Raw genomic sequence first — 20,452 nt, 5'->3', positions numbered from 1 at the left:
ACCCATGCTAGTACTGGGATTAGAAACCTCTTGCGACGAAACCGGCGTCGCGCTTTACGACAGTGAGCGTGGCCTGCTGGCCGACGCGCTGTTCAGTCAGATCGACCTGCATCGCGTCTACGGTGGCGTGGTGCCGGAACTGGCCTCTCGTGACCACGTCAAGCGTATGCTGCCCCTGATTCGTCAGGTCCTGGCGCAAGCTGACTGTGTCTCCACCGAGATCGATGCCATCGCCTATACCGCAGGTCCCGGCTTGGTGGGCGCCTTGTTGGTAGGTGCCTCCTGCGCCCAGGCGCTGGCCTTTGCCTGGGGGATTCCGGCCCTGGGCGTGCATCACATGGAAGGTCACCTGCTGGCGCCGATGCTCGAGGAACATCCGCCGGAATTTCCGTTCGTCGCTTTGTTGGTGTCGGGCGGCCACACCCAGTTGGTCCGGGTTGATGGCATCGGCCAATACCAGCTGTTGGGCGAGACCCTGGACGATGCGGCAGGCGAAGCGTTCGACAAGACCGCGAAAATGATTGGCCTGAATTATCCAGGCGGCCCCGAGATCGCCCGCCTGGCAACACAGGGCGTCCCTGGGCGTTTTGTCTTCCCGCGGCCAATGACCGATCGTCCGGGCCTGGACTTCAGCTTCAGCGGCTTGAAGACCTTCGCCCTGAACACCTGGCAGCAGTGCGTCAGTGCTGGAGACGACGGTGAGCAAACCCGTTGCGACATCTCTCTCGCCTTCCAGCAAGCGGTGGTGGAAACTTTGACCATCAAGTGCAAGCGCGCCTTAAAGCAGACAGGCCTCAAGCGTGTGGTCATTGCTGGGGGGGTGAGTGCCAACAAGGCCCTGCGAGCCTCCCTGGAAAACATGCTCGCCGAGATGAACGGCAATGTGTTCTACGCTCGTCCCGAGTTCTGCACCGACAACGGCGCGATGATCGCCTATGCCGGCTGTCAGCGTTTGCAGGCCGGACAGCAGGAAAGCCTGGCGATCAGTGTGCAGGCACGCTGGCCGATGGAGCAGCTGTCAGCACTCTGAGAGAGACGCGCAAGCTGAAGTCTTTTCATCTGTCGGATTCAAAAATGCCGTTCGCGCCCGGCAAACAGGTCGCGTAGATTGCCGCGATGGCGCCAAACGATCAGTAGCGTGATTACGCTCATCGGTAGTAGTGCCTCAGGTTCCTGCCAGGCCAGTAGCGGCAGGGTCAGGGGGGTGGCGATCAGGGCGGCCAGCGAGCTGGTGCGGGTCAGGTAGAAGGTCAGCGCCCAGGCGGCGATGGCCAGGAGCGCCGCCGGGGGATAGAGCCCCAGCAACATGCCGGCAGCAGTGGCGACGCCTTTGCCGCCGCGAAAGCGGAAGTACAGTGGGAACAGGTGGCCGATTACGGCGTAGAGTCCGATCCACGCCTGTTGCTGCAACGAAAGCCCCGCAAGGTGGGCGATCAGCACAGGCACCAGGCCTTTGCACAGATCCCCCAGCAGGGTTAGGACAGCGAGTTTTTTGCCAGCCAGGCGCAGCATGTTGGTGGCACCGGCATTGCCCGATCCACTCATTCGCGGGTCGGGGTTGCCCGTGAGGCGGCTGAGCAAAATGGCGAAGGACAGAGAGCCAAGCAGGTAGGCGAGAATCGCCAGTAACCAAAACATGCTAACTATTCCGGGCGAGGATGCCCTGATTCTAACGGCGCATTGCGCCCTTGTCGTGCTGCGGAGAAGAGTGCTTGGACAGAGTGTTTATCGAAGGACTGGAAGTGGACACCGTGATTGGAGCCTACGACTGGGAGCGTGGCATCCGACAGTGTCTGCGTCTTGATCTGAGCTTTGCTTGGGATAATCGTCCGGCTGCTGCTGGGGACGATCTGACGCTGGCGTTGGATTATGCCAGTGTTTCCGCGCGGATCCAGGCGTTTGCCGAGCAGGCCCAGTACCAGTTGGTGGAAACCTTTGCCGAGCGTCTTGCCGCAGTGTTGATGAGCGAGTTTCACATTCCTTGGCTGCATTTGAAGCTGACCAAGCCAGGCGCTGTTCCGGCCGCCACTGGCGTGGGTGTGGAGATCGAGCGCGGATGTCTCTGACTCAGGTGTTTCTGGGGCTTGGTAGCAATATCGAGCGTGAAGCTCATCTGCGGGCCGGGCTCGATGCCTTGGCCGGTTTCCTGGTGGATATGCGTTGCTCGGCAGTGTTTGAAAGCCAGCCGGTGGGAATCAAGAGCGGTCCGTTCTTCAATCTGGTGGTGTCGGGTTACACCGACTTGCCGTTGACTGAACTGGACCGGCGTTTGAAGTTCATCGAGGCGGACAACGGTCGTTATGCCCCGGACCGCAAAGGTTTGCCACTGGATATCGATGTGCTGCTGTACGGCGACCTGACTGGCAATTTCGATGGCCTGATCCTGCCCCGTGCGGAAATCCTGAAGAATGCCTTTGTGCTTTGGCCGCTGTCGCTGATGGCGCCGGAGCGGCTACATCCATTGGCCGGCAAGAGCTTGGGGATGCTTTGGGATGAGGCGCAGATCGATCAGGTTCTAGCGCCCGTGGCGTTCGAATGGCAGGGCAGGCAACTGACGCCTCCGGGCCTGTAACTCCTCGGACTCTCCTTGTGCTGACAAGGCTGGAGCCTTGTCAGCCGTTTCTCAGGATGCGTGCTGTTCCTTGTAGGTCTTGATTGCCTTCAGTCGCTCCAGCCTCAACGCCTCACCCAGTTCCGGGCCTTTGAAGCCCTGCTCCAGTAAAGGTTGAACCGCCACTGAGCGCGCCGCGTTGGCGCCGCCGCGCAGGTAATCTGCTTGGGGGTAGGGTCGTGACTCCAGCCCCAGGCGACCACGGGCGTCCATTTCGCAAGCGGCAATGAACTCTTCAAAGCGCTGCGGACGGCGGAAGACGTCGAAGCTTTGCAGCAGCTCAAGCAGTGTCGAAGCCTTCAGTTCCTGGGCCTTGTGGGCGTGGGTGTGATACTGCCCCACCAACAGCGCCAGCTCCTGGCATTCCCGTGGGGCCTTGAAGCGCTCATTGACGGCCTTGATCAGTTCAAGTCCCTTGTGCTCGTGACCAATGTGGCGTGGCCACTCCTCCTCGGGTGTCACGCCTTTGCCCAGGTCGTGGAGCAGGCAAGCCCAACGTACCGAGAGGGGCTGCTGGTGCAGCGCCGCTTGCTGCAACACGCTGAGGGTATGCAGGCCGGTGTCTATTTCCGGATGATGGGTCGGTGGCTGGGGAACGCCGAATAGTGCGTCGACCTCAGGTATCAGTACGGCCAGGGCGCCGCAGTCACGCAATACCTGGATAAAGACCTGAGGCTGATCCTCCATCAAGGCGCGAGACATCTCCTTCCAGCTGCGTTCCGCCGTCAGGGCTTGAAGCTCGCCTGACTCGCTGAGTTGGCGCATCAATTCAAGTGTCTCAGGGGCCACGCTGAAACCCAGGTCGGCGTAGCGCGCGGCAAAGCGTGCCACTCGCAGAACTCGCAAGGGATCTTCGGCGAATGCCGGTGAAACATGGCGCAACAGCCGGTTTTCCAGATCCTTTTGACCGTTGTAAGGATCAGTCACAAGACCCTGATCATCTTCGGCCATGGCGTTGATCGTCAGGTCGCGGCGAATCAGGTCCTCTTCCAGGGTGACTTCCGGACTGGCATGGAAAGTGAAACCGCCGTAACCCCGTCCACTCTTGCGCTCGGTTCGAGCGAGGGCGTATTCCTCGCCGCTCTTGGGGTGCAAAAACACTGGAAAATCGGCGCCAACCGGGCGAAAGCCCTTGGCGATCATGTCTTGCGCACTGGCGCCCACCACGACCCAGTCGACGTCGGTGACTGGTCTGCCCAGCAGGCGATCGCGTACAGCTCCGCCGACTTTATAAATCCGCATAAAAAAACCTCCGTTAGCACGACAGGATAACCCTTGTGTCGCGCTAACGGAGGCTCGTTCTTGGGCTTAGAGGTGGATGACTGCCAGGTCCAGTCGTCCGTAGTCGTTTTCGTTGTGATCGCTTCTCGGCGGTACGTGAAGGGTTTTTATCACCTGATCGCCCTGCAGGGTTTCCAAGTGAATATCGAAGCCCCAGAGGCGGTGCAGGTGCTTGAGCACCTCCTCGGTGGAATCCCCCAAGGGTTTGCGATCGTGTTGCTGATGGCGCAGGGTCAGCGAGCGGTCGCCACGACGGTCGATGCTCCAGATCTGCACGTTGGGTTCACGGTTGCCCAGGTTGTATTGCGCGGCCAGGGTTTCCCGAATGATTCGATAGCCGCTTTCATCATGGATTGCTGGTACCAGCAGGTCATCCTTCTGGTCGTCATCCATGATGCTGAACAGCTTGAGGTCGCGGATCACCTTGGGGGACAGATACTGCAGGATGAAGCTCTCATCCTTGAAACTGCTCATGGCGAACTTGATGCTCGACAGCCAGTCGGTGCCGGCCAGTTCCGGGAACCAGCGGCGATCTTCTTCGGTGGGGTCTTCGCACATGCGGCGGATGTCCCGGTACATGGCAAAACCCAGAGCGTAAGGATTGATGCCGTTGTAATAAGGGCTGTCGAATCCCGGCTGATAAACCACGCTGGTGTGGGAAGCGAGGAATTCCATCATGAAGCCGTCGGTGACCAGGCCTTCGTCATACAGGTCATTCATCAGGGTGTAATGCCAGAAGGTGGCCCAGCCTTCGTTCATCACCTGGGTCTGGCGCTGCGGGTAGAAGTACTGGGCGATCTTGCGCACGATGCGGACAATTTCTCGCTGCCAGGGCTCCAGCAATGGCGCATGTTTTTCGATGAAATACAGGATATTTTCCTGAGGCTCTGCGGGGAATCGCGCGTTGTCCTTGTCGCTGTATTTGTCCGCGCCTTTGGGAATCGTGCGCCACAGGTCGTTGATCTGTTTCTGCAGGTGCTCTTCCCGATCCTTCTGCCGGCGCCGTTCTTCCTCGGCGGAGATCGGGTAAGGCCGCTTGTAGCGATCGACGCCGTAGTTCATCAGGGCATGGCAGGAATCCAGCAGATCCTCCACGGCATCGATGCCATGGCGTTCCTCGCATTGCATGATGTACTGCTTGGCGAACACCAGATAATCGATGATCGAGCTGGCATCGGTCCAGGTGCGGAACAGGTAGTTGCCCTTGAAGAAACTGTTGTGGCCGTAGCAGGCATGGGCCACCACCAGGGCCTGCATGCAGATGGTGTTCTCCTCCATCAGATAGGCGATGCAAGGGTCTGAATTGATCACGATCTCGTAGGCCAGTCCCATCTGCCCACGGCTGTAGGACTTTTCGGTACTGAGAAAGTGCTTGCCATAGGACCAATGGTGATAACCCAAAGGCATGCCCACCGAGGCATAGGCATCCATCATCTGCTCGGCGGTGATCACTTCGATCTGGTTGGGATAGGTATCCAGAGCATAGCGAGCCGCGATACGGCTGATTTCGCGGTCGTAGGCCTGGATCAGCTCGAAGGTCCATTCCGAGCCGGTGGAGATAGGTTGGCGCTTCTGCTCTCTGGCGGTCATGTCACTAACCTGCGCTGGAAGAGTTCACGGAAGACCGGATAGATATCGCCGGCCGAAACCAATTGTTGCTGGGCGAACGTGTCGGAGAAGGCCTCGGCGATACGTTCGTACTCGAACCACAGGGCCTGGTGTTCACGTGGAGTGATCTCCACGTAGGTGTAGTACTGCACGAAAGGCATGATCTGGTTGATCAGGATATCGCGGCAGATGGGTGAGTCATCGTTCCAGTTGTCGCCGTCGGAGGCCTGGGCGGCGTAGATGTTCCATTCGTTGCTCGGGTAGCGCTCGGCCATGATTTCCTGCATCAGCTTCAGCGCGCTGGAGACAATGGTCCCGCCGGTTTCCCTGGAATAGAAGAACTCTTCCTCGTCCACTTCCCGGGCGCTGGTGTGGTGGCGGATGAAGACCACGTCGATCTTGTCGTAGTTGCGCTTGAGGAACAGGTACAAAAGGATGAAGAAGCGTTTGGCTATGTCCTTGGTCGCCTGGGTCATGGAGCCGGATACGTCCATCAGGCAGAACATCACCGCCTTGGAGCTGGGGTTGGGCTGTTTCACCAGCAGGTTGTATTTGAGGTCGAAGGTGTCGAGAAAGGGCACGCGGTGAATCCGCGCACTCAGGCGCTCGATTTCAGCTTCCAGTTCCTGGATATCGCCGAAGTTGTCCGGTTCTTCCCGCTTCAAGCGCTCCAGATCCTCCTTGGCCTCCCGCAGCTTGGCCCGGCTGCTGCCGGACAAGGCAATGCGTCGGGCGTGGGCCGAGCGCAAGGTGCGGATGATGTTGATCCGCGATGGGTTGCCTTCGTTGCTGATCCCGGCACGCACGGTCTTGAAGGTGTCTGTCCCGGTCAGGTTGCGTTTGACCAGGTTGGGCAGCTCCAAATCCTCGAACATGAACTCGAGGAATTCCTCCTGGGTAATCTGGAAGACGAACTCATCCATGCCCTCGCCGGAATTGCCCGCCTTGCCGCGGCCAGCACCGCCTCCACCACCACCCTGAGGCCTGGCGATATGCTCCCCAGCCGTGAATTCCTTGTTGCCGGGATGGACCACGGTCTGTTTGCCGCCACGGCCGTGGTGCAGCACCGGTTCGTCGATGTCCCGTCCGGGAATACTGATTTGTTCGCCATGCTCCATATCGGTGATGGAGCGGCGGCTGACGGCCTCTTCGACGGCCTTTTTGATGTGGTCACGGTAGCGCCGCAGAAACCGCTGGCGGTTCACCGTGCTCTTGTTCTTGCCATTGAGACGTCGGTCGATCACATAGCTCATGGGCCCCTCCGGGGAGCTTCAAGACATAAGCCTCAAGCCGTAAGTCACGCTGCAGCAGAGCCTGTGAGGGCTCTACGGCACCGCGCTTGCAGCTTGTGGCTAGAAGCTTGCAGCTGCTTTACTGCGATTTTCTGACCCGCAGATACCATTCGGACAGCAGCCGTACCTGTTTGTCGGTGTAGCCGCGCTCGACCATTCGTGTGACGAAGTCGTTGTGTTTCTGCTGATCCTCCTTGCTGGCCTTGGCGTTGAAGCTGATGACCGGCAGCAGATCCTCGGTGTTGGAGAACATTTTCTTCTCGATGACCACCCGCAGCTTCTCGTAGCTGAGCCAGGTGGGGTTCTTGCCATTGTTGTTGGCTCGTGCCCGCAGGACGAAGTTGACGATTTCGTTGCGGAAGTCTTTCGGGTTGCTGATGCCCGCAGGCTTTTCGATCTTCTCCAGCTCTTCGTTGAGGGCAACGCGATTGAGGATTTCGCCGGTTTCCGGGTCGCGGTATTCCTGATCCTGAATCCAGAAGTCCGCGTAGAGCACGTAACGGTCGAAGATATTCTGGCCGTACTCGCTGTAGGACTCGAGGTAGGCAGTCTGGATCTCCTTACCGATGAACTCGATGTAGCGTGGTGCCAGGTACTCCTTGAGGAAGCGCAGGTAGCGCTCGCGGGTTTCTGCCTGGAACTGCTCCTGCTCGATCTGCTGCTCCAGCACATACAGCAGGTGCACCGGGTTGGCCGCCACTTCATGGGGATCGAAGTTGAAGACTTTTGACAGGATCTTGAAGGCAAAGCGGGTCGATAGGCCATTCATGCCTTCATCGACGCCGGCACTGTCGCGGTACTCCTGGATCGACTTGGCCTTGGGATCGGTGTCTTTCAGGTTCTCGCCGTCATAGACGCGCATCTTCGAGTAGATATTGGAGTTTTCCGGCTCCTTGAGGCGCGACAGCACAGTGAACTGTGCCAGCATCTTCAGGGTGTCGGGGGCGCAATGGGCCTTGGCCAGCGAGCTGTTGAACAGCAGCTTGTCGTAGATCTTCACCTCATCGCTGACACGCAGGCAGTAAGGCACCTTGACGATGTAGATACGGTCAATGAAGGCTTCGTTGTTCTTGTTGTTGCGGAAGGTGTGCCACTCCGATTCGTTGGAGTGGGCCAGCAGGATGCCGGTGAAGGGGATCGCCCCCAGCCCTTCGGTGCTGTTGTAGTTGCCTTCCTGGGTGGCGGTGAGCAATGGGTGCAGCACCTTGATCGGTGCCTTGAACATTTCGACGAACTCCATCAGGCCCTGGTTGGCCCGGCACAGTGCCCCAGAGTAGCTGTAGGCGTCGGCGTCGTTCTGCGGGAATTCTTCCAGTTTGCGGATATCCACCTTGCCCACCAGGGCCGAGATGTCCTGGTTGTTCTCGTCCCCGGGCTCGGTCTTGGCCACGGCGATCTGGTTGAGAATCGACGGGTAAAGTTTCACCACCCGGAACTGGCTGATGTCACCGCCAAACTCCGCCAGGCGCTTGGTGGCCCATGGCGACATGATGGTGTTGAGGTAGCGCCGCGGGATGCCGAAGTCTTCTTCGAGAATGGCGCCATCTTCCGTGGCATTGAACAGGCCCAGCGGCGATTCGAAGACCGGGGAGCCCTTGATGGCGTAGAAGGGCACTTTTTCGATCAGTTGCTTGAGCTTCTCGGCCAGGGACGATTTACCACCGCCCACCGGACCCAGGAGATAGAGGATCTGTTTCTTCTCTTCCAGGCCCTGAGCAGCATGGCGGAAATAGGAGACGATCTGGTCGATGCATTCTTCCATGCCATGGAAGTCTTCAAAGGCCGGATAGCGCCGGATTACCTTGTTGGAGAAGATTCGCGACAGCCTCGAGTTGGTCGAGGTGTCCAGCAGCTCGGGCTCGCCGATGGCCAATAGCAAGCGCTCGGCGGCGGATGCATAGGCGCTTCGGTCCTTTTTGCACAGTTCCAGGTATTCCTGCAGCGAAAACTCTTCCTGGCGTGTGGATTCGAAGCGTTGTTGGAAGTGGCTAAAAATACTCATGACGTCACCTCGCTCGATACGTGGAGCCGGCGTCGGATCAGTCAGTCAAGTGCTGGCATGCAGCTGAGTTTCCAGCTGCTGTTTACCCCCCAGAACACTTTCAAAGCTATCGACCTTGAAAGCTAGTACCGATGACCCGCTCGCCGGTGTACCGGCTCTCCCCTGATTTGGATGGCCTGAGGCTAAGGATAGTTCGGAATCCGGGAGGTCAAGGCGAGATGGGGAATTAGTTGCGCACTACCGTTCGTCCGGTGGCGCGTCAGCCCACGTAGTACGCGGGCTGGAGCTGAGGAAAAAAATTATTCGGCGCCGCCTTGGGCGGTTTCCGTCGGGTAGGTGCTGCGCCACAGTTCGAAGCCGCCGTCGAGACTGTAGACATCGGAAAAACCCTGGCTCACCAGATACGCGGCGGCGCTCTGGCTGGAGTTGCCGTGATAGCAGACCACCACCAATGGGGCATCGAGGTCGGCACCACGAATGAAGTCGGAAATGGAGTGATTATCCAAGTGTTGCGCGCCGCTGATATGGCTCAGTGCATAGGTTTGCGGATCGCGGATATCCACGACCACGGCACCTTGTTCGCGCAGTGCCTGGGCCTGTTCTGGAGGGATGCGTTTGAATTCGCTCATGGCGGGCTCCTGGAGCTAGATAGTCAGCGCCGACTAGCGCTTTGCCGGGACGGGCAAGGGTTCTGGGGAAAGGGGCGCAGTGTGCCCCTGGGCGTCGCAATCGCAGGTCAGGCGCACGCCGGTATCGACATTCAGCAAGGTCATGGCCCCGCCCCAGACGCAGCCGCTGTCCAGGGCGAAGATGCCGGGTTCGTTGCAATGGCCTTCCAGGGCCGCCCAGTGACCGAAGATGATCTTCAGGTCCCGAGTCTTGCGCTCCTTGTGACTGAACCAGGGCGCGTAGCCCGGTAGTGCGGTGTCCAGTCCTTCCTTGCTCTTGAGGTCGAGCTTGCCCTCGCTGGTGCAGAAACGCATGCGGGTGAAGTAGTTGGTGATGACGCGCAGGCGGGTCACGCCCTTGAGGTCGCTGTCCCATTTCGCTGGATCGTTGCCGTACATGCCGTCCAGGAAGGGCTCGAAGAGGTTGTCGTCGCGTAGCGCTTCCTCGACTTCGGCGGCGCACTTGAGGGCCTTCTTCAGGGACCACTGCGGGGCGATGCCGGCATGGACCAGGGCCACGTTGCGGGCTTCGTCGTAATGCATCAACTTTTGCTGGCGCAACCACTGCAACAGTTCTTCGCAATCTGGGGCTTCAAGGATTTCCCGCAGCGTGTCGGACTTCTTCAGCCGTTCGATATTGCGCCAGGCTGCCAGCAGGTGCAGGTCGTGATTGCCCAGCACGCAAACCAGCGAATCGCGGATGGAATAAAGGTAGCGCAGGGTTTCCAGTGACTGTGGGCCGCGATTGACCAAGTCTCCCACCAGCCACAGGCGGTCCCTGGCAGGGTCGAACGCGACTTGTTCAAGCAGGCACTGCAGCGGTTCCAGGCAGCCTTGCAGATCGCCGACGGCGTAGGTTGCCATCAGTGCAGGGCCCCGGGGACCGCCAGGCGGAAGGGGGCAATGATGGCGTCGAACTGTTTGCCGTCCTCGGCCAGCATCTGGTAACTGCCCTGCATGTTACCGACCCGGGTGGTCATCACCGTGCCGCTGCTATAGGTGTGGCTCTTGCCAGCGGCAATCAATGGCTGCTGGCCAACCACGCCAGCGCCACGAACCTCTTCTACATGGCCATCACCGTCGGTGATCACCCAGTGCCGGGACAGCAGCTTGGCCGGGAGTGATCCGTTGTTCTGAACGGTAATGGTGTAGGCGAAAGCGAAACGGTTCTGCTCGGGTTGCGATTGGTCTGCCAGAAAGCGGGTGACGACGCTGACGTCGACCTGATAACGAGGATCGGACATGCAAAAGGCCTTTAAAGCAAAGCGGGGCGCGGGACAAAGCTGATGGAGGTCAGTCTAGGTCAAGTATCGGGTAGTAAACCAGACATCCTGTCCGGCGTCCTACCCGATCTCGGGCAAGGGCGTTTCTCAGTCGTTGGCAGGCTTGGGCTGGTCGGCCAATTGATCGGCCAGGCGTACAAAGGCGGCCAGATCCAGCTGCTCGGGGCGCAGGCTGCCATCGACACCGGCGGCTTCGATCTCGGCGCTGCTGAGGAGGGCCTTGAGGGTATTGCGCAGTGTCTTGCGGCGCTGGTTGAAGGCTTCGCGGACGATGCGTTCCAGCAGGCGATGATCCTTGGCTGGATGTGGCAGCACCGCGTGAGGTACCAGGCGCACGATGGCCGAATCAACCTTCGGTGGAGGATTGAAGGCGCCGGGGCCGACGTTGAACAGATGTTCCACTCGGCAGTGATACTGAACCATGATCGACAGGCGACCCCAGTCACCTCCACCAGGGCCGGCGGCCAGGCGCTCGACCACTTCCTTTTGCAGCATGAAGTGCATGTCGCGGATCAGCCCGGCGTTCTGCAGCAGGTGGAAGATCAGCGGGGTGGAGATGTTGTAGGGCAGGTTGCCGACCACCCGCAGGCTGCTTGGTGCGGCGCCCAGTGTATTGAAGTCGAACTTCAGGGCATCGCCCTGGTGCAGGTTGAAGTTGCTCTTGCCGGCGAACTGCTGGTTGAGGATCGGGATCAGGTCCTTGTCCAGCTCCACCACGTCCAACTGGGCTCCGCTGCCCAGCAGGCCTTCGGTCAGGGCGCCCTGGCCCGGGCCGATTTCCAGCATGCGGTCTTCGGGTTTGGCGTGGATGGCCCGCAGGATGCGGTCGATGACGCCGGCGTCGTGCAGGAAGTTCTGGCCGAAGCGCTTGCGCGCCCGGTGTTGGTATTGCTCGCTCATAAACGGTTCTCGGCCATCTGGTAGGCGGTTTCCAGGGCGACCTGCAGGCTGCCGGTGTCGATCTTGCCGCTGCCGGCCAGGTCCAGGGCGGTGCCGTGGTCGACGGAGGTGCGGATGAGCGGCAGGCCGAGCGTCACATTGACGGCCGCGCCGAAGCCTTTGTATTTCAGCACGGGCAAGCCTTGGTCGTGGTACATCGCCAGCACTGCGTCGCAGTGCTCCAGATATTTGGGGGTAAACAGAGTGTCGGCAGGCAGTGGGCCGCGCAGGTCCATGCCTTCGGTGCGCAGACGCTCTAGGGTAGGTTCGATGATGTCGATTTCTTCGCGGCCCAGGTGTCCGCCTTCACCGGCATGAGGGTTGAGCCCACACACCAGGATACGTGGCTGGGGGATGCCGAACTTATGCTGCAGGTCGGCATGCAGGATTCGTGTGACCCGTTCCAGGCGCTCTACGGTGATGGCGTCGGCAATCTCCCGCAAGGGCAGGTGGGTGGTCACCAGGGCCACGCGCAGGCCACGGGTGGCCAGCATCATCACCACTTGTTCGGTGTGGGTCAGGTCCGCGAGAAATTCGGTATGCCCGGAAAAGGCGATTCCGGAGTCGTTGATCACGCCCTTGTGCACGGGGGCCGTGATCATGCCGGCAAAGTGCCCATCCAGGCAGCCTTGGCCGGCGCGAGTCAGGGTTTCCAGGACGAAGGCGGCATTGGCCTGGTCCAGCTGGCCGCTGACTACCGGCTTGGCCAGGGGCGTGTCCCAGACATACAGGCTGTCTGCGGGGGCGGGTTGACTCGGCAGTTGTTCCAGGGTCACCGGCAGCAGATTGACTGCCACACCCAGCTGCGCGGCCCGCTCAAGGAGCAGGTTGCGGCTGGTGATGGCAATCAGGGGGTATGGCTGGGGTTGCGAGGCGAGCAGCAGGCACAGGTCAGGACCTATACCCGCCGGTTCGCCGGGTGTCAGAGCGAAACGTCTGGGTTTCACTGGGCCGCCTGTTCAGCGCCAGGCAGTTTGATCTCGACGTAGGCCTCATCACGGATCTGCCGCAACCAGGTCTGCAGCTCTTCGTCGTACTTGCGGTTACGCAGGACGGTCATGGCTTGTTGCTCGCGGGCCTGGCTGGTGCTGTCGGTGGCGCGACGGCCAAGGACTTCCAGTACATGCCAGCCATAAGGGCTCTTGAACGGCTTGGACAGTTGACCTTGTGGGGTCTTGGCCATCACTTCGCGGAACTCAGGCACCAGGGCGTTCGGGTCGATCCAGTTGAGGTCGCCGCCGTTGAGCGCCGAACCCGGGTCTTCCGAGTAGCTTTTCGCCAGTTCGGCAAAGTCTTCGCCGGCTTCGATGCGGTCGTAGAGTTTCTGCGCCAGGCGCTTGGTCTCTTCTTCGCTGCGAATCTCGCTTGGCTTGATCAGGATGTGGCGCACATGCACTTCATCGCGCACCTGATTGCCGCCACCGCGCTTGTCCAGCAGCTTGAGAATGATAAAGCCGCCTGGGGTGCGCGCTGGCTGGGTGATATCGCCCACGGCCATTGCGCTCAGTTCACGGTCGAACGGAGGAGGCAATTGAGCAGCTTTACGCCAGCCCATGTCGCCGCCTTCCAGGGCGTTGTCGCTGCCGGAGCGGGCAATCGCCAATTGCGCGAAGTCCGCACCTTGCTTGAGTTGCTGGTACACGTCCATGGCCTGGCGGGCGGCACTCTGAATCGCTTCGGAGTTGGCGCTTTCCGGGGTCGGGATCAGGATATTGGCCAGGTGCAGTTCTTCGGAGAGCTGCATCTTGCCCAGGTCCGAGGCCAGGAAGTTCTTCACTTCCTGTTCCGATACCTGAATACGCTCGGCCACCCGGCGCTGACGCACGCGGCTGATGATCATTTCACGGCGCACCTGGTCACGAGCGTCTTCATAAGACAGGCCGTCGCGGGCCAGAGCGGCACGGAACTGCTCGATGCTCATGCTGTTGCGCTGGGCAATGGTGCCGATGGCCTGGTTCAGTTCTTCATCGGTGATGCGGATGCCGGAACGCTCGCCAATCTGCAGTTGCAGGTTTTCAACGATCAGACGCTCCAGAACCTGCTGTTCCAGGACGCTGGTAGACGGCACACCACCGCCACGCTTGGCGATGGTTTGCTGAACTTCGTTAACCCGCTGGTCCAACTGGCTCTGCATGACCACGTCGTTGTCGACGATGGCCACAACCTTGTCGATGGACTGCACTGCGGCGCTGGCCGCAGTGCTCAGGAACAGCGCGCCCAACATCAGCGGGCGCAGACAATCAGAAAGCTTGGTCTTCACGTTCACGATAACCTTGGATGCCTTTGTCGAGGAAGCTCTCTACTTTGGTGCCCATGACGCCACCGAGACCCTTCAGAACAATTTGGAGGAAGATGCCGCGGTCGCCTTTCTCGTTCTCCGGAGCGTTCTGACTGAACTCGTCATACTTGACCCAGTAACGGCTGATCAGGCGCAGTTTCCAGCAGCAGTTGTCGTATTCGAAACCACCGAAGGCCTCGAGCGTGCGGTTACGGTTGTAGTCGTACTGCCAGCGGCTGATGGCGTTCCATTGCGGCACGATCGGCCAGATCACCGAGAAGTCATGCTGCTGGATCTTGTAGTAGTCCTTCACGTAGCCAGGCGTACCTGGAGTGCCGTAGTCGCCGCCCATTTTCCAGGTACCGCTGTTCTGGTCGTAGCGGATCTGGTCGTTGCGATAGCGATAGCCGGCGTTGACCACCTTGTTCGGGTTGTCTTCAGGCTGGTAGTGGAACATCGCACTGCCGGAGCGTGCGGTGTGGCTGTCCGGGTCCCAGTTGTACTCTGCGTTGGCGCGCCAGTCGCGGTTGAAACGGTATTCGTATTCAAGGGCGTAAGGCGAGACGTTGGACGTTGCATCGTCGCGAGTGCGGTAGTCGATACCTGGCAACTGGACGGTGCGATCCTTGAAGTATAGGGCCTGGCCAACGCTGACGCGCTGACGCTGGAAGCCGTTGTCTTCGATCCAGCGGCTGGTCACGCCCAGAGACAGCTTGTTCTCGTCGCCGACACGGTCTGAACCAGAGAAGCGGTTTTCACGAAACAGCGACGAGTAGTTGAAGGTGGATTCGCCGGTATCGAATACCGGGATGTCCTTCTGGTCTTCCTCGGGTACATAGAGGTAGAACGCACGCGGCTCCAGGGTCTGGCGGTAGTTCTTGCCAAACCATTGAGTGTCACGGTCGAAGTACAGGCCGCCGTCGACGCTGGCGATTGGTACGCCGCGGTTTTGTGAGCTCTTGTACGACTCACCCAAGGCAGCAGCTCTATTCCTGTTGGTGACCAAGTCGTCTTTGCCTTGGCCATCCAGATCAAGATTGTACTGGGTGTACATATACTTCAGGGATGGAGTCAGATAGCCATAGCTCCAGTTCAACGGCAGGCTGACACCGGGCTTGAGGTTCAAGCGATCACCGTTGGCGCGGGCCAGGCCCGCTACGTTGGTGTCCAGGCGCGGATTGCCTACCAGCCCGGTGATAGGGTCAATCGGTCCGCCATCTTTATCTGTGTAGTTGCCCTTCAGTAGATCCCGCTCAAACCGAACCAGCTCGGTTTCATAGGTGAAATCCAGACCTTGCGGATGGTACGGCAGCGCACCGTTGAAGGTGATCTGCGGCAGCTTGTTGTACGGAGTGATGTTGGAGACGCTTGCCAGCTCAAACGCTTGTACGTTGAGGCGTGCGGTGTAGTCATCACCACGGTAGGTCACTACGCCTTGCTGGTTGACGTAATCGTTAGTTTTCACGCCGATCTGATCGGTTTCCAGGTCCTGGAAGTAATACGGATCGCTGATTTTGGTGTAGTCGACCTCGGTCATCACTCGCGAATCAAGCCCGCCCTTATGCTGCCAGTTGAGCATGTAGCGGGTTTTTTCGTAGTCGGTCTGCTTCTTGCGATCGGTGTCGTCGTCATTGAGGTAGGCGGCGCCGAACTGACCCTCGCTGCTCTTGGTCAGGTAGCGGAACTCGCCTTCCATCAACAGGCCGCGCTTGGACATGTAGCGCGGGTACAACGTGGCATCGTAGTTCGGTGCCAGGTTGAAGTAGTAGGGCGTGACCAGCATGAAGCCGGTATCGCCGCCTGTGCCGATGCTCGGCGGCAGGAAGCCGGACTGACGACGGTCGTCGATCGGGAAATAAATATACGGGGTGTAGAGCACCGGAATGTCTTTGACCCGCAAGGTCACGTTGGTCGCGGTACCGAAGCCGGTGGCCGGGTTCAAGGTGATGTTGTTGCCCTTGAGCTGCCAGGCGTTGCTGTTCGGTTCGCACGTGGTGTACGTACCATCCTTGAGGCGGATGATGGCGTTTTCCGCACGCTTGGCATACAGCGCACTGCCGCGAACCCGCGACTTGTGCATCACGTATTCGGCGTTATCGACCTTGGCTTCGCCAGTGTCGAGTTGCACGTCGGCGTGGTCGCCGACCATCAGCGTGCCGTTATCGCGGATGCGTACGTTGCCGCTGAGCTCGCCACGGTTCTCGGCCTGATACAGGTTGGCCTCGTCGGCTTCGACCTGCATGCTGCCCTGGCGCATGACCACGTCACCGGCCAGGGTCGCCACCTGTTCTTCCTGCTGATAACGCGAGGCCTTGGCACCGATAAAGGTGGGGGCGTCACTTTTATTCGTCTTGTCATTCATGCCAGGACGAATTGGTTCGATATAGGAACCAGAGCAGTAAGGACCGGTTTCGGCCAATTGAGCGGCGGTGAGCTTCTCGCGCGGTACCCAGTCGAGGTGGCTGTAGTCCGCGCTGCGGGACTTCAGACCCCGGCCTTTGGCCTCGGTGACCAGCACTGGCTTGTCGCCGGTAGCTTGTTCTGCGGTGCCACTGTCGGTTGCGGTGGCGCCGTTGGAACTGACCGAGCTGGCATCGTGAATCGGCCGTGGAGGCAGTGGGGCTGCACTGGCTTTCGGCGCACAGGCCCAGCCACCCGAAGCAGAGACTGAGCAGTCATACTGTTCCGCGGCGACCACGAAGGAAGTGGCTAGAGGTTGCAGGGCCAGCAAACCGCCGGTAACCAGCAACGGAAATTTTTTACGAAACGCGGGGGATTTCAATGCCATCTTATTAGTCCGGGCTTCCTGCGTGCCATCTGCCCGCGGTGTGGGCCGCACGCCTCTCGATGGTCTGAAAAAGATGCTGGATAATAAAGCATGACCCGCTTGACGGCTAGCGCCGTCGGAGACCCTTGTAATGCCTGACCAAGATGTACGCTTGCAACACCTGAAAGTTTGGCTCGATGAGCAGTTGGCGATTGTTTATGCAGCACAAGGCTGGGGTGAAGTACCCCCGGCGACATTGACCGCGGCCAGCAGCGACGCGAGTTTCCGCCGTTATTTCCGTTGGCAGGGTGCAGGCCGCAGCTTTGTGGTCATGGATGCTCCGCCCCCCCAGGAAAACTGCAAACCCTTCGTGGATATCGCCCAGTTGCTGGCGACTTCCGGCATCAATGTGCCGAAAATTTATGCCCAAGACTTGGTTCGGGGCTTTTTATTGCTCAACGACCTGGGCAACAAGACCTATCTCGATGTGATCGACGAAAGCAATGCCGATGCACTTTTCGACGATGCACTGCAGGCCTTGCTGGCGTTTCAACAGTTGCCGATGGATGCGCCATTGCCCAGCTACGATGTCGCTCTCTTGCGCCGTGAGCTGGAGCTGTTTCCTGAGTGGTACGTCGGACGTGAACTGGCTGTCACGCTCAGTGCGCAGCAGCGCGAACAGTGGCAGCGGGTCAGTGACCTGCTGATCGACAGCGCCCTGGCGCAGCCCAAGGTGCTGGTGCATCGCGACTATATGCCTCGCAACCTGATGCTCAGCGAACCGAATCCAGGGGTGCTGGACTTTCAGGATGCGGTCTACGGCCCAGTGACCTACGACGTGACCTGCCTGTTCAAGGATGCCTTCCTCAGTTGGCCGCAGCCCCGGGTGCGTGGCTGGCTGGAGGGCTATTGGCACCAGGCCCGAGCGCTGGGGATTCCGGTCCAGGAAGACTTCGAGGAGTTCCTCCGGGCCAGTGACCTGATGGGCGTACAGCGTCACCTCAAGGTGATCGGTATCTTCTCGCGGATATGCCACCGCGATGGCAAGCCTCGTTACCTGGCCGACGTGCCACGGTTCTTTGCCTATATAGAAGCAGTGCTGGCCCGTCGTCCCGAATTGGCCGAGCTTTCGCAACTGCTGCTCAGCCTGCGCCAGCCAGCGGGAGCCGATGCATGAAGGCAATGATTCTGGCCGCCGGCAAGGGCGAGCGCATGCGCCCCCTGACCCTGGCCACCCCCAAGCCGCTGTTGCCTGTAGCCGGCATGCCCCTGATCGAATACCACCTGCTGGCGCTGGCCAAGGCGGGTTTTTGCGACATCGTCATCAACCATGCCTGGCTTGGCCAGCAGATCGAGGACGCCCTTGGCGACGGTCAACGCTGGGCCCTGAACATTCAGTACTCGGCGGAAAGCGAGCCTCTGGAAACCGCTGGCGGTATTTTCAAAGCCTTGCCCTTGTTGGGGGATGAGCCGTTTCTGGTGGTCAATGGCGATATCTGGACCGACTACGACTTCGCCTCCTTGCGTCGGCCCCTGGCTGGACTGGCTCACCTGGTGATGGTGGATAACCCGGCGCACCATCCCAGCGGTGGCGATTTCTGCCTGCAGGACGGGATGTTGCACGATGTCCGGCCCGGAGCTGCAGCCCTGACCTTTAGTGGGATTTCGGTTCTGCATCCGAATTTGTTCCAGCACTGTGTCCCGGGCCCCTGCAAACTGGCACCGCTGTTGCGCGAGGCCATGGCCCGGGGACAGGTCAGCGGCGAGCATATGCAGGGGCAATGGATCGACGTGGGAACGGTCGAGCGTCTGGCGCAGGTCGAAGCCCTGCTGCAAGCGAGGCGCTGATATGTGGTGGCCAGGGACTCTGATCGGAGCCGGAGCGGGTTTTGCAATTGCCAGCATTCCGGGGGCCATGCTTGGTGCGTTGTTGGGGCAGGCTCTGGACCGGCGCCTGCAACTGCACAGCTGGGCGCATGTGCGTGAGCGCCTGGGCGGTCGCCCAGCGTTGCGCAATGATGAATTGCTGTTCGTGTTGCTGGGGCGCTTGGCGAAAAGTGATGGCCGGGTGGTGGATGGGCATATCCAGCAGGCGCGTCAGGAGATGCGTTCGCTGGACATGAACGATTCAGCCCAGCGCCGTGCCATTGCAGCCTTCAATCGAGGCAAGTCGGGCAATGACCGTCTGCGCGGTTATCTGCGGCGCCTGAGTGCCCAGCCCCATGCCGCGGAGGGTGTGTTGCGTGCCTGCTGGCGGATGGTTTGGGCCGATGGCCGGGTGGGTCCGGCGGAGCGTGAACTGATCCAGCTCTGGGGTAAATGGCTGGGCTGGACCACGGAACAGATCCAGGCGCTGGCGCAGGAGTATGGCCCGGCGCGCAGGTCGTTGGCCGAGGGAACCCTGACCTATCAGGAGGCGTTGCGCCTGTTGGGGGTTGCTGCCACTGCTGAACCGGCACAGATCAAGCGCGCCTATCGCCGCCTGCTTAGTCGTCATCACCCGGACAAGATCGCCGGTAGCGGTGCCAGTGCAGCCCAGGTGCGGGAGGCGACGGAAACGACCCGTGAATTGCACAGCGCCTATGCCCTGATACGCGAGCGCCGGGATTTCCGCTGAGGCGTGGCCGGGCCGCCATTGCCAGTCAGGCAGTGGCGGCTCGAGCTCTTCAGCTGTCGGTGTTCTGCGGGTTCAACCAGCCACGTACCCGGCGGAACAGCTGCTCTTGCTGGGCGGCATGATTGCCGGGCAGGGCTTTGAGGGCGATCTGGCTGAAGTTTGAATGCTTCAGGCGCTTGCTGGCTTGCAGTCGTTCCAGTGCCGCTTTCTGCGCAGCGCTTTTGTCGACATAGTAGAAATCTGCGGTTGCCAGCTTCAGGGTCGGTGTCAGCTCTGCCAGTTGTGGCTTGCCATTGGCAGGTGTCTGGGCAGCCACCATCACCAGCTTCTGTACCTGGGAGGGCTGCTTTTCGCTCAGGTAGCGTGCGGCCCAGTAGGCGCCGGTGCCGTGGCCCAGGAGCACGATGCTGCGGGCATTCTGCTGTTCGGCGAAGGCCAGGGCTGCATCGATCCGGGTGAAGATGCGCTCGGCATCGGCCTTGACCTGTTCTTCGGTGCTTTCTGCGACGGCGCGGTCCGCCACGTCGGCTTCGCCACCGGCGGCTTGTTCGATGGGCTTGGCCTCGGCGCTGGCGTCTTTGGCGGTGTTGCTGGTGTCCGCTGGCGGCGGCGCGGCCTCGACGATCCGCGGTTGTGCCGCTTCGCTGAGCATGTCCGGCAGGGTCAGGCTCAGGCTGCCCCAGTCAGTGTCCGGCAGTTTATTGCGCAGTGGGGCCACGGCTTGGGGCCAGTCGGCGCTTTCGCCGGCTCCCGGGAGGATAATCACCACGCCCTTGGGTTCGCTGGTGTTGGCCGGTTTCCACAGGGCCAGGAAGGTGTCGCCACCGGCTTGCAACTGTTGTTGCTCCTGGGCAGGCAACTGACGCTCCAGGGCGCTGGCATCTTCCTGGCTGCGTTCAGGCAGGGTTTGGCGTTGCGCCGGTTGTTCCTCGGGGCTCTTGGTTTCCGGGGCCGGGTCGGCGGCTTCCACAGAAAAGGTCCAAGGCAGGATCAGCGACAGGCACAATGCAGGCAGTGCCGAGCGGTGGACAAGGGGCATCGGATATTCCAGGCCAGAAGTAATTCCGGCAGCCTAATGGGTTGGTCAGTATTTGTCAGGGTGTGAG

At 60.2% G+C, this 20,452-nt stretch carries 19 protein-coding genes; 6 read left to right on the top strand and 13 right to left on the bottom strand.

Annotated features, from left to right (window positions below; all coding sequences use genetic code 11):
- The first annotated feature begins 4 nt into the window (after positions 1-4).
- Entirely contained in the window at positions 5-1,030 is a 1,026-nt protein-coding gene (gene tsaD / locus Q8O96_RS15010; RefSeq protein WP_102861931.1) for a tRNA (adenosine(37)-N6)-threonylcarbamoyltransferase complex transferase subunit TsaD, read from the top strand.
- Positions 1,031-1,068: 38 nt separating this feature from the next.
- Here the strand turns inward: tsaD and plsY are convergent, their stop codons facing one another.
- Positions 1,069-1,638, bottom strand: coding sequence for a glycerol-3-phosphate 1-O-acyltransferase PlsY (gene plsY, locus Q8O96_RS15005; protein WP_305949036.1), 570 nt, complete (start codon positions 1,636-1,638; stop codon positions 1,069-1,071).
- A 74-nt stretch (positions 1,639-1,712) separates the two neighbouring features.
- Here plsY and folB point away from each other — a divergent pair, with 74 nt between their 5' ends.
- Complete coding sequence (gene folB / locus Q8O96_RS15000; RefSeq protein ID WP_305949035.1) at positions 1,713-2,066, top strand: dihydroneopterin aldolase; 354 nt, start codon at positions 1,713-1,715, stop codon at positions 2,064-2,066.
- Positions 2,057-2,572, top strand: a complete 516-nt coding sequence (gene folK, locus Q8O96_RS14995) for a 2-amino-4-hydroxy-6-hydroxymethyldihydropteridine diphosphokinase (protein WP_102861928.1) — start codon at positions 2,057-2,059, stop codon at positions 2,570-2,572. The genes folB and folK overlap by 10 nt, the downstream gene beginning before the upstream one ends.
- Before the next feature lie 51 nt (positions 2,573-2,623).
- Here folK and Q8O96_RS14990 read toward each other — a convergent pair whose 3' ends face one another.
- From Q8O96_RS14990 to Q8O96_RS14940, 11 genes are all read right to left on the bottom strand, one after another.
- Positions 2,624-3,853 (bottom strand): multifunctional CCA addition/repair protein, encoded by a 1,230-nt coding sequence (locus Q8O96_RS14990; RefSeq protein WP_207166655.1) that lies wholly within the window; start codon positions 3,851-3,853, stop codon positions 2,624-2,626.
- A gap of 66 nt (positions 3,854-3,919) precedes the next feature.
- Positions 3,920-5,482 (bottom strand): SpoVR family protein, encoded by a 1,563-nt coding sequence (locus tag Q8O96_RS14985; protein WP_102861926.1) that lies wholly within the window; start codon positions 5,480-5,482, stop codon positions 3,920-3,922.
- Entirely contained in the window at positions 5,479-6,753 is a 1,275-nt protein-coding gene (locus tag Q8O96_RS14980) for a YeaH/YhbH family protein (RefSeq protein ID WP_102861925.1), read from the bottom strand. Before Q8O96_RS14980 ends, Q8O96_RS14985 begins: the two co-directional genes overlap by 4 nt.
- A 118-nt stretch (positions 6,754-6,871) precedes the next feature.
- Complete coding sequence (locus Q8O96_RS14975; RefSeq protein WP_016967942.1) at positions 6,872-8,794, bottom strand: PrkA family serine protein kinase; 1,923 nt, start codon at positions 8,792-8,794, stop codon at positions 6,872-6,874.
- 299 nt (positions 8,795-9,093) lie between these two features.
- Positions 9,094-9,423, bottom strand: coding sequence for a thiosulfate sulfurtransferase GlpE (glpE, locus tag Q8O96_RS14970; protein WP_305949034.1), 330 nt, complete (start codon positions 9,421-9,423; stop codon positions 9,094-9,096).
- Positions 9,424-9,456: 33 nt separating this feature from the next.
- Positions 9,457-10,326, bottom strand: a complete 870-nt coding sequence (locus tag Q8O96_RS14965; protein WP_102861923.1) for a symmetrical bis(5'-nucleosyl)-tetraphosphatase — start codon at positions 10,324-10,326, stop codon at positions 9,457-9,459.
- Positions 10,326-10,706, bottom strand: coding sequence for a Co2+/Mg2+ efflux protein ApaG (gene apaG, locus Q8O96_RS14960; protein WP_025131262.1), 381 nt, complete (start codon positions 10,704-10,706; stop codon positions 10,326-10,328). The genes Q8O96_RS14965 and apaG overlap by 1 nt, the downstream gene beginning before the upstream one ends.
- Before the next feature lie 126 nt (positions 10,707-10,832).
- Entirely contained in the window at positions 10,833-11,645 is an 813-nt protein-coding gene (gene rsmA / locus Q8O96_RS14955; RefSeq protein ID WP_102861922.1) for a 16S rRNA (adenine(1518)-N(6)/adenine(1519)-N(6))-dimethyltransferase RsmA, read from the bottom strand.
- Positions 11,642-12,631, bottom strand: coding sequence for a 4-hydroxythreonine-4-phosphate dehydrogenase PdxA (pdxA, locus tag Q8O96_RS14950; RefSeq protein WP_305949033.1), 990 nt, complete (start codon positions 12,629-12,631; stop codon positions 11,642-11,644). Before pdxA ends, rsmA begins: the two co-directional genes overlap by 4 nt.
- On the bottom strand, positions 12,628-13,944 hold the full coding sequence (gene surA / locus Q8O96_RS14945; RefSeq protein ID WP_305949032.1) for a peptidylprolyl isomerase SurA: 1,317 nt from the start codon (positions 13,942-13,944) through the stop codon (positions 12,628-12,630). The genes pdxA and surA overlap by 4 nt, the downstream gene beginning before the upstream one ends.
- Positions 13,925-16,750, bottom strand: a complete 2,826-nt coding sequence (locus Q8O96_RS14940) for an LPS-assembly protein LptD (RefSeq protein WP_170002860.1) — start codon at positions 16,748-16,750, stop codon at positions 13,925-13,927. The genes surA and Q8O96_RS14940 overlap by 20 nt, the downstream gene beginning before the upstream one ends.
- A gap of 130 nt (positions 16,751-16,880) precedes the next feature.
- Between Q8O96_RS14940 and Q8O96_RS14935 the strand changes: the two genes are divergently transcribed.
- The 3 genes from Q8O96_RS14935 to Q8O96_RS14925 are packed head-to-tail and all read left to right on the top strand — an operon-like array spanning position 16,881 to position 19,346.
- Positions 16,881-17,906 (top strand): aminoglycoside phosphotransferase family protein, encoded by a 1,026-nt coding sequence (locus tag Q8O96_RS14935; protein ID WP_115581060.1) that lies wholly within the window; start codon positions 16,881-16,883, stop codon positions 17,904-17,906.
- Positions 17,903-18,577 carry an N-acetylmuramate alpha-1-phosphate uridylyltransferase MurU gene (murU, locus tag Q8O96_RS14930; RefSeq protein WP_305949031.1) on the top strand — a complete coding sequence of 225 codons (675 nt, stop codon included), beginning with the start codon at positions 17,903-17,905 and terminating at the stop codon, positions 18,575-18,577. Before Q8O96_RS14935 ends, murU begins: the two co-directional genes overlap by 4 nt.
- Before the next feature lies 1 nt (position 18,578).
- Positions 18,579-19,346, top strand: coding sequence for a TerB family tellurite resistance protein (locus Q8O96_RS14925; protein ID WP_102861916.1), 768 nt, complete (start codon positions 18,579-18,581; stop codon positions 19,344-19,346).
- A 49-nt stretch (positions 19,347-19,395) separates the two neighbouring features.
- Here the strand turns inward: Q8O96_RS14925 and Q8O96_RS14920 are convergent, their stop codons facing one another.
- The gene (locus tag Q8O96_RS14920; protein ID WP_115581059.1) at positions 19,396-20,385 is read right to left on the bottom strand and encodes an alpha/beta hydrolase family protein; all 990 of its coding nucleotides are present in this window, start codon (positions 20,383-20,385) and stop codon (positions 19,396-19,398) included.
- Between the last annotated feature and the right edge of the window lie 67 nt (positions 20,386-20,452).

The organism is Pseudomonas sp. LPH60 (genome assembly GCF_030718165.1).
Lineage (GTDB): Bacteria > Pseudomonadota > Gammaproteobacteria > Pseudomonadales > Pseudomonadaceae > Aquipseudomonas > Aquipseudomonas danubii.
Note: the sequence above shows the minus strand (reverse complement) of the source record. Positions and strands in the feature narration are given on the sequence as shown.

Coding starts and splice junctions, on each gene's coding strand:
- Q8O96_RS14990 (WP_207166655.1), bottom strand. CDS start 3,853: ATGCGGATTTATAAAGTCGGCGGAGCTGTACGCGATCGCCTGCTGGGC.
- Q8O96_RS14965 (WP_102861923.1), bottom strand. CDS start 10,326: ATGGCAACCTACGCCGTCGGCGATCTGCAAGGCTGCCTGGAACCGCTG.
- folK (WP_102861928.1), top strand. CDS start 2,057: ATGTCTCTGACTCAGGTGTTTCTGGGGCTTGGTAGCAATATCGAGCGT.
- Q8O96_RS14925 (WP_102861916.1), top strand. CDS start 18,579: ATGTGGTGGCCAGGGACTCTGATCGGAGCCGGAGCGGGTTTTGCAATT.
- Q8O96_RS14985 (WP_102861926.1), bottom strand. CDS start 5,482: ATGACCGCCAGAGAGCAGAAGCGCCAACCTATCTCCACCGGCTCGGAA.
- Q8O96_RS14935 (WP_115581060.1), top strand. CDS start 16,881: ATGCCTGACCAAGATGTACGCTTGCAACACCTGAAAGTTTGGCTCGAT.
- Q8O96_RS14975 (WP_016967942.1), bottom strand. CDS start 8,794: ATGAGTATTTTTAGCCACTTCCAACAACGCTTCGAATCCACACGCCAG.
- murU (WP_305949031.1), top strand. CDS start 17,903: ATGAAGGCAATGATTCTGGCCGCCGGCAAGGGCGAGCGCATGCGCCCC.
- tsaD (WP_102861931.1), top strand. CDS start 5: ATGCTAGTACTGGGATTAGAAACCTCTTGCGACGAAACCGGCGTCGCG.
- apaG (WP_025131262.1), bottom strand. CDS start 10,706: ATGTCCGATCCTCGTTATCAGGTCGACGTCAGCGTCGTCACCCGCTTT.
- Q8O96_RS14980 (WP_102861925.1), bottom strand. CDS start 6,753: ATGAGCTATGTGATCGACCGACGTCTCAATGGCAAGAACAAGAGCACG.
- Q8O96_RS14920 (WP_115581059.1), bottom strand. CDS start 20,385: ATGCCCCTTGTCCACCGCTCGGCACTGCCTGCATTGTGCCTGTCGCTG.
- plsY (WP_305949036.1), bottom strand. CDS start 1,638: ATGTTTTGGTTACTGGCGATTCTCGCCTACCTGCTTGGCTCTCTGTCC.
- Q8O96_RS14940 (WP_170002860.1), bottom strand. CDS start 16,750: ATGGCATTGAAATCCCCCGCGTTTCGTAAAAAATTTCCGTTGCTGGTT.
- rsmA (WP_102861922.1), bottom strand. CDS start 11,645: ATGAGCGAGCAATACCAACACCGGGCGCGCAAGCGCTTCGGCCAGAAC.
- glpE (WP_305949034.1), bottom strand. CDS start 9,423: ATGAGCGAATTCAAACGCATCCCTCCAGAACAGGCCCAGGCACTGCGC.